The organism is Enterobacter sp. UPMP2061, assembly GCF_053709615.1.
Genome location: NZ_JBSKJP010000020.1, coordinates 21,065 through 29,098 on the forward strand (window position 1 = coordinate 21,065; position 8,034 = coordinate 29,098).

Below are 8,034 nucleotides of genomic sequence, written 5' to 3' on the forward strand. Positions count from 1 at the left end.
TGAGCGAGAATTACTCGTCTTCCAGTTCGATGTTGATACCCAGCGAACGAATCTCTTTCAACAGTACGTTGAAGGATTCTGGCATGCCCGGTTCCATCTGATGGTTGCCGTCTACGATGTTCTTATACATCTTAGTACGACCGTTCACGTCATCAGACTTAACGGTGAGCATTTCCTGCAAGGTGTATGCTGCGCCGTATGCTTCCAGCGCCCACACTTCCATCTCCCCGAAGCGCTGACCACCGAACTGAGCCTTACCACCCAGCGGCTGCTGAGTAACCAGGCTGTAAGAACCGGTAGAACGAGCGTGCATCTTGTCGTCGACCAGGTGGTTCAGTTTCAGCATGTACATGTAACCTACGGTTACCGGACGCTCGAACTGTTCACCGGTACGGCCGTCAAACAGCGTAATCTGACCAGACGTTGGCAGACCACCCAGTTGCAGCAGCTCTTTAATTTCAGCTTCTTTTGCACCGTCGAATACCGGCGTTGCAATTGGCATACCTTTGCGCAGGTTCTCTGCCAGACGCAGCACTTCTTCATCGCTGAAGGTGTTCAGGTCGACTTTCTGACGAACGTCGGTACCCAGATCGTAGGCACGCTGGATGAACTCGCGCAGTTTCGCGACTTCCTGCTGCTGTTTCAGCATGGCGTTGATCTTATCGCCGATACCTTTCGCAGCCATACCCAGGTGGGTTTCCAGAATCTGACCGATGTTCATACGAGACGGTACGCCCAGTGGGTTCAGTACGATATCTACCGGCGTACCGTTAGCATCGTGCGGCATATCTTCGATCGGGTTGATCTTAGAGATAACACCCTTGTTACCGTGACGACCTGCCATCTTATCACCAGGCTGGATCTGACGTTTAACAGCCAGATACACCTTAACAATCTTCAGCACGCCTGGTGCCAGATCGTCGCCCTGAGTGATTTTGCGGCGTTTCGCTTCGAGTTTTTTCTCGAACTCGTGTTTTAGTTCGTCATACTGCTCAGCCAGCTGTTCCAGCTGATTCTGTTTCTCTTCGTCGGTCAGGCCCAGTTCCAGCCAGCGATCGCGTGGCAGTTTGTCGAGCTTCTCAGCTTCAACGCCTCCGGCAACCAGCACCGCATAGATACGGCTGAACAGACCTGCTTCGAGGATTTGCAGTTCTTCAGACAGGTCTTTCTTAGCCTGTTTGAGCTGCATCTCTTCGATTTCCAGCGCACGCTTATCTTTCTCAACGCCGTCACGGGTGAAGACCTGAACGTCGATAACCGTACCGGAAACACCGTTTGGTACGCGCAGAGAAGAGTCTTTAACGTCAGACGCTTTCTCACCGAAGATAGCACGCAGCAGTTTCTCTTCTGGCGTCAGCTGGGTTTCGCCTTTCGGCGTGACCTTACCAACCAGAATGTCACCGCCGGTCACTTCCGCGCCGATGTAAACAATACCGGATTCATCCAGTTTAGAGAGCGCAGCTTCACCCACGTTCGGGATGTCAGCGGTGATCTCTTCTGGCCCCAGCTTGGTGTCACGGGACACACATGCCAGTTCCTGAATGTGGATGGTGGTGAAACGATCTTCCTGAACCACACGCTCGGAGACGAGGATGGAGTCTTCGAAGTTGTAACCGTTCCACGGCATGAACGCTACGCGCATGTTCTGACCGAGCGCCAGTTCACCGAGGTCGGTGGACGGACCGTCTGCCAGCACGTCGCCGCGCTCAACTGGCTCACCCAGAGACACACATGGCATCTGGTTGATACAGGTGTTCTGGTTAGAACGGGTGTATTTGGTCAGGTTGTAGATGTCGATACCCGCTTCGCCCGGATACATCTCGTCTTCGTTAACTTTGATAACGATACGGGATGCGTCAACGTACTGAACGGTACCGCCACGCTTAGCAACTGCTGTAACACCAGAGTCAACGGCAACAGCACGTTCCATACCGGTACCAACCAGCGGCTTATCAGCACGCAGAGTTGGAACGGCCTGACGTTGCATGTTCGCACCCATCAATGCACGGTTGGCGTCATCGTGTTCCAGGAACGGGATCAGGGACGCACCGACGGATACCACCTGCTGGGTGGATACGTCCATGTAGTCAACCTGGTCGCGGCTGAACAAGCTGGATTCGCCTTTGCTACGGCAGGTAACCAGATCTTCTACAAAGTGGCCTTCGTCATCCAGGTTGGAGTTCGCCTGAGCGATAACGTAGTTGCCTTCTTCAATAGCAGACAGGTAATGAATTTCGTCAGTAACAACACCGTCGGTCACTTTACGATACGGGGTCTCGAGGAAACCGTATTCGTTCGTCTGTGCGTACACGGACAGGGAGTTGATCAGACCGATGTTTGGACCTTCAGGCGTTTCGATTGGACATACGCGACCGTAGTGAGTCGGGTGTACGTCTCGAACTTCAAAGCCTGCGCGTTCACGGGTCAGACCGCCTGGGCCGAGTGCGGAGATACGACGTTTGTGCGTGATCTCAGACAGCGGGTTGTTCTGGTCCATGAACTGAGACAGCTGGCTGGAACCGAAGAACTCTTTCACTGCCGCAGAAATCGGCTTCGCGTTAATCATATCCTGAGGCATCAGGGTATCCAGATCGCCCAGAGACAGACGCTCTTTCACCGCACGCTCTACACGTACCAGGCCAACGCGGAACTGGTTTTCCGCCATTTCGCCTACGGAACGGATACGACGGTTGCCGAGGTGGTCGATATCGTCCACTTCGCCTTTACCGTTACGGATATCGATGAGCTTCTTCATCACTTCAATGATGTCGTCTTTGCTCAGGATACCGGAACCTTCGATCTCGTCGCGCAGCAGAGAACGGTTGAACTTCATACGACCAACCGCGGACAGATCGTAGCGGTCTTCGGAGAAGAACAGGTTCTCGAACAGGCTTTCAGCCGCTTCGCGAGTTGGTGGCTCACCAGGACGCATCATGCGGTAGATTTCGACCAGCGCGCTCAGACGATCGTTGGTTGGGTCGACGCGTACAGTCTCAGAGATGTACGGACCGTGGTCCAGATCGTTGGTGAACAGCGTTTCGATACGTTTGTGGCCAGACTGGCTCAGCTTAGCCAGCAGATCCAGGCTCAGCTCCATGTTCGCCGGGCAGATCAGCTCGCCAGTTGATTCATCAACGTAATCTTTCGCGGCTACTTTTCCTGCAATGTATTCAACCGGAACTTCGATGTGTTTGATATCATCTTTTTCCAGCTGGCGGATGTGGCGCGCGGTGATACGGCGACCTTTTTCCACATACACTTTGCCGTCGGCTTCGATGTCGAACGACGCGGTCTCACCACGCAGACGTTCCGGCACCAACTCCATCTGCAACTTATTGTCGCGGATTTCAAAGATCACTTTCTCAAAGAACAGGTCCAGGATCTGCTCAGTGGTATAGTTCAGTGCACGCAGAATGATGGTTGCAGGCAGCTTACGACGACGGTCGATACGGACAAACAGGTTGTCTTTTGGATCGAATTCGAAGTCCAGCCATGAACCACGGTAAGGAATGATGCGTGCGTTATACAGTACTTTACCGGAAGAGTGCGTTTTACCTTTATCGCTGTCGAAGAAGACGCCCGGGCTACGGTGCAGCTGGGAAACGATAACACGCTCAGTACCGTTGATAACGAAAGTACCGTTGTCCGTCATGAGTGGAATTTCACCCATGTAGACTTCTTGTTCTTTAATGTCTTTTACGGTGCCTTCCGGCGCTTCGCGCTCGTAGATCACCAGACGCAGTTTTACGCGCAGCGGTGCGGAATAGGTCACGCCACGGATCTGACATTCCTGAACGTCAAACACCGGTTCGCCAAGGCGGTAGCTGACGTACTGCAGCTCGGAATTACCGCTGTAGCTCTGAATCGGGAACACGGAACGGAAGGCTGCTTCCAGGCCGTACTGCCCTTCAGGATCTTGCTCGATAAACTTCTGGAACGAGTCAAGCTGGATAGAAAGGAGATATGGAATGTCCAGAACTTGTGGACGTTTACCAAAATCCTTACGAATACGTTTTTTCTCGGTATAGGAGTAAACCATAGGGTTCCTCAGCTCGCTGACAAGTCGACCCATCTGTCCGACGAAGGGACAGTTTGTGCAACACCATTTTGTGGACCGGAAAATTGAATACTTTCCGCAATACCTGTTGCTATCACGCTTAAACCATTTCATTGCGATTTACACAGAGCGAGCACCCTGTCGCAGTATATTAAGTCGTCGATAGAAACAAGCATTGTCAGGACAACCAGCAGTCAAACAGTGTGAAATGCTGCTGATGCCTTACAGCGCAAAAAGGCTGGTGACTAAAAAGTCACCAGCCATCAGCCTAATTACTTAGGCTGCAACCAGAAAAGTTGGCTTATTTAACTTCAACTTCAGCGCCAGCTTCTTCCAGAGATTTTTTCAGTGCTTCTGCGTCGTCTTTGCTCACGCCTTCTTTCAGCGCAGCTGGAGCAGATTCTACCAGGTCTTTAGCTTCTTTCAGACCCAGGCCAGTTGCGCCACGTACTGCTTTGATTACAGCAACTTTGTTCGCGCCAGCAGCTTTCAGAATTACGTCGAATTCAGTTTTTTCTTCAGCAGCTTCAGCCGGGCCCGCAGCTACAGCTACAGCAGCAGCAGCAGAAACACCGAATTTTTCTTCCATTGCAGAAACCAGCTCTACAACGTCCATTACGGACATAGCTGCTACTGCTTCAATGATTTGATCTTTAGTGATAGACATTTAAATTGTTCCTGAAAATCAGAATAAGTTTATACGTAAGCAAATGCTTTATAAAGATAACTGCGATTAAGCAGCTTCTTTCGCATCGCGTACAGCAGCCAGAGTGCGAACCAGTTTGCCAGCCGCAGCTTCTTTCATGGTTGCCATCAGGCGTGCAATTGCTTCTTCGTAGGTCGGCAGGGTTGCCAGGCGATCGATTTGCGATGCCGGGATCAACTCACCTTCAAAGGCTGCAGCTTTGACCTCAAATTTTGCATTCGCTTTCGCGAACTCTTTGAACAGACGAGCAGCAGCGCCCGGGTGTTCCATAGAGTATGCAATCAGGGTCGGACCAACAAACGTGTCTTTCAGGCACTCGAACTGAGTACCTTCAACTACGCGACGCAGCAGGGTGTTACGAACAACACGCATGTATACGCCAGCTTCACGACCTGCTTTACGCAGTTCAGTCATTTTGTCTACAGTAACGCCACGGGAATCCGCAACTACTGCAGACAGCGCGCCTTTGGCTACTTCGCTGACTTCAGCAACAATCGCTTGTTTGTCTTGAAGATTTAAAGCCATTAGCTTTGCTCCTGGATGTTTGCCGGAACTCATGTTCCGGAACTCACTTCACTCGACCCAACGGGAAGAGCGTCTTAATACGGTGAGCAGAAACAAGCCAGAGTATTTAAAATAATCTTAGCGTTCTGTCACCGTCTACGCAGGGGATTAAGTTTCTTGCGAAACACCTGCGGTCTTCGACGGAGGCCTGGATAGGCCAGGCTCCAACGAACAATTCTTTTAGCCGCTAACTTTTGTTAGCAAACGTGGGGGTAAGATTGTAGACAAAATCACCGCCCACGTAAAGGCATTAGTTTGCAGCAGCGCTCAGGCCAGCCTGGTCAACTGCAACACCTGCACCCATGGTGGTGGAGATGCTAACTTTCTTGATGTACACGCCTTTCGCCTGAGTTGGTTTTGCTTTTTTCAGCGCAACCAGCAGAGCTTCCAGGTTTTCTTTCAGTTTGTCAGCGTCAAAGTCCACTTTACCGATGGTGGTGTGGATGATGCCGTTTTTGTCGTTACGGTAACGAACCTGACCTGCTTTAGCGTTCTTAACCGCTTCAGCAACGTTAGGCGTTACAGTACCCACTTTCGGGTTTGGCATCAGGCCGCGTGGACCCAGAACCTGGCCCAGCTGGCCAACAACGCGCATTGCATCTGGAGAAGCAATAACAACGTCAAAGTTCATTTCGCCTTTCTTGATCTGATCAGCCAGATCTTCCATACCTACCAGTTCAGCGCCAGCAGCTTTAGCAGCTTCAGCGTTTGCACCCTGAGCAAATACAGCTACGCGTACGGAACGGCCAGTACCGTGTGGCAGTACAGTTGCGCCACGAACGTTCTGATCGGATTTACGAGCGTCGATGCCCAGGTTAACGGCAACGTCAACGCTTTCAACGAACTTAGCAGTTGCCAGTTCTTTCAGCAGAGCGATAGCTTCGTTGATGTCGTACTGTTTGGTCGCATCAACTTTGTCACGGATCACGGACATGCGCTTGGTCAGTTTAGCCATTTCTTAGTCCTCCACTACCAGGCCCATGGAACGTGCAGTACCTTCGATGGAGCGAGTCATCGCTTCAATGTCGGAACCAGTCATGTCGGCAGCTTTGGTCTGCGCGATTTCCTGCAACTGAGCGCGGGAAATTTTACCCACTTTGTCTTTGTTCGGCTTACCGGAACCAGACTTGATGCCCGCTGCTTTCTTCAGCAGAACTGCTGCTGGAGGGGTTTTGGTAACGAAAGTGAAAGAACGGTCAGCGTAAACAGTGATTACAACTGGGATTGGCAGACCTTTTTCCATGGATTCAGTTTTGGCGTTGAACGCTTTACAGAATTCCATGATGTTCACACCCTGCTGACCCAGAGCTGGACCAACTGGTGGACTTGGGTTCGCCATACCTGCTGCAACCTGCAGCTTGACGTAGGCTTGTACTTTCTTAGCCATTCTAAAATCCTCTGATTGGGTAATAACGCCTCGGAGAGGCTCCCCGTGAATAAAATTCGTTTTACGGGTCGGGACCCATAAAAACAAAAGGCGCGAAATTGTATTCCAATCTCGCGCCCTGTGCAACGATTAAATCGTCGCTTTTTTGATCGCTGCTTAGGCTTTTTCTACCTGAGCAAAGTCCAGCTCTACCGGGGTCGCACGACCAAAGATAGAAACGGAAACTTTCAGGCGGGACTTCTCGTAGTCCACTTCTTCGACGACGCCATTGAAGTCAGCAAACGGACCGTCGTTAACACGAACCATCTCACCCGGTTCAAACAGCGTTTTCGGACGCGGTTTATCACCAACCTGCTGGAGGCGGTTCATAATCGCATCAACTTCTTTGTCGCTGATTGGCGCCGGACGGTCAGATGTGCCGCCGATAAAGCCCATCACGCGTGGTACGCTGCGCACCAGGTGCCAGCTCGCGTCGTTCATCACCATCTGAACCAGCACGTAACCCGGGAAGAATTTACGCTCGCTTTTGCGACGTTGGCCGCCACGGATCTCAACCACTTCTTCGGTCGGAACCATAACTTCGCCAAATAACTCTTCCATATTGTGTAATTTGATATGCTCACGCAGCGACGTAGCTACGCGGCCTTCAAAACCGGAAAACGCCTGAACGACGTACCAGCGCTTTTTAGGGGCTTCAGACATCTCAGAACCTCAGGCCAGTGATAAAGGATACCAGGCGAACCAGAATACCATCCAGTCCCCACAGGATCAGTGACATTACAGCGGTTACCGCCGCTACAATCAGCGTGGTGTGCAATGTTTCCTGGCGAGTCGGCCAAATGACCTTGCGGACTTCGGTACGCGCTTCGCGGGCAAACGCAACGGTCGCTTTGCCTTTCGTCGTCAACAGCGCGACACCACCCGCCGCAGCAATCAGAATTACCACTGCAAGCGCGCGTAGCGGCAGCATCATGTCACGATAAAGATAGTTGCCGACAATCGCCACAATCAGCAGCACGGCTACAACTACCCATTTCATCGCTTCCAGGCCGCGCCCGCTCCCTTGAGCTTCGGTATTCGCACTCATAAACCAACCTGTCAGAAGTATTCTACAAACATTTTCACCCCGCGAGTGCGAGGCAAACCAATCGAAATGCTATTCGCTTTTCGTATTATACGCTCTCCGCAGAGCCTGTCTCAGCAATGATTATGACAAAATTAATCACTGATGAGCCAGGTTCTGATGTGAAAGCGTGCAAAAAGGGCATCAAATGATGCCCTTTTATTGCGCATTGCGTCAAATGTTATCAGCGATTAGCC

7 protein-coding genes are annotated in these 8,034 nt (G+C 51.5%); all 7 read right to left on the bottom strand.

What is annotated here, in order from left to right:
- Window positions 1–10: 10 nt before the first annotated feature.
- A complete protein-coding gene (rpoB, locus tag ACWKXX_RS22035) occupies window positions 11–4,039 on the bottom strand; it encodes a DNA-directed RNA polymerase subunit beta (protein WP_015569976.1) in 4,029 nt (1,342 codons plus the stop codon).
- 319 nt (window positions 4,040–4,358) lie between these two features.
- On the bottom strand, window positions 4,359–4,724 hold the full coding sequence (rplL, locus tag ACWKXX_RS22040) for a 50S ribosomal protein L7/L12 (protein ID WP_002445276.1): 366 nt from the start codon (window positions 4,722–4,724) through the stop codon (window positions 4,359–4,361).
- 66 nt (window positions 4,725–4,790) lie between these two features.
- Window positions 4,791–5,288 carry a 50S ribosomal protein L10 gene (gene rplJ, locus ACWKXX_RS22045; protein ID WP_003862338.1) on the bottom strand — a complete coding sequence of 166 codons (498 nt, stop codon included), beginning with the start codon at window positions 5,286–5,288 and terminating at the stop codon, window positions 4,791–4,793.
- A gap of 289 nt (window positions 5,289–5,577) precedes the next feature.
- On the bottom strand, window positions 5,578–6,282 hold the full coding sequence (rplA, locus tag ACWKXX_RS22050) for a 50S ribosomal protein L1 (protein ID WP_006810530.1): 705 nt from the start codon (window positions 6,280–6,282) through the stop codon (window positions 5,578–5,580).
- 3 nt (window positions 6,283–6,285) lie between these two features.
- On the bottom strand, window positions 6,286–6,714 hold the full coding sequence (gene rplK / locus ACWKXX_RS22055) for a 50S ribosomal protein L11 (protein WP_003862340.1): 429 nt from the start codon (window positions 6,712–6,714) through the stop codon (window positions 6,286–6,288).
- Window positions 6,715–6,870: 156 nt separating this feature from the next.
- On the bottom strand, window positions 6,871–7,416 hold the full coding sequence (gene nusG / locus ACWKXX_RS22060; protein WP_003862341.1) for a transcription termination/antitermination protein NusG: 546 nt from the start codon (window positions 7,414–7,416) through the stop codon (window positions 6,871–6,873).
- A gap of 1 nt (window position 7,417) precedes the next feature.
- A complete protein-coding gene (gene secE, locus ACWKXX_RS22065) occupies window positions 7,418–7,801 on the bottom strand; it encodes a preprotein translocase subunit SecE (RefSeq protein WP_003862342.1) in 384 nt (127 codons plus the stop codon).
- Window positions 7,802–8,034 lie beyond the last annotated feature (233 nt).

Excerpts from the sequence above, each read along its gene's own strand:
- nusG (WP_003862341.1), bottom strand. The coding sequence starts at position 7,416 with ATGTCTGAAGCCCCTAAAAAGCGCTGGTACGTCGTTCAGGCGTTTTCC.
- rplJ (WP_003862338.1), bottom strand. The coding sequence starts at position 5,288 with ATGGCTTTAAATCTTCAAGACAAACAAGCGATTGTTGCTGAAGTCAGC.
- secE (WP_003862342.1), bottom strand. The coding sequence starts at position 7,801 with ATGAGTGCGAATACCGAAGCTCAAGGGAGCGGGCGCGGCCTGGAAGCG.
- rpoB (WP_015569976.1), bottom strand. The coding sequence starts at position 4,039 with ATGGTTTACTCCTATACCGAGAAAAAACGTATTCGTAAGGATTTTGGT.
- rplL (WP_002445276.1), bottom strand. The coding sequence starts at position 4,724 with ATGTCTATCACTAAAGATCAAATCATTGAAGCAGTAGCAGCTATGTCC.
- rplK (WP_003862340.1), bottom strand. The coding sequence starts at position 6,714 with ATGGCTAAGAAAGTACAAGCCTACGTCAAGCTGCAGGTTGCAGCAGGT.
- rplA (WP_006810530.1), bottom strand. The coding sequence starts at position 6,282 with ATGGCTAAACTGACCAAGCGCATGTCCGTGATCCGTGACAAAGTTGAT.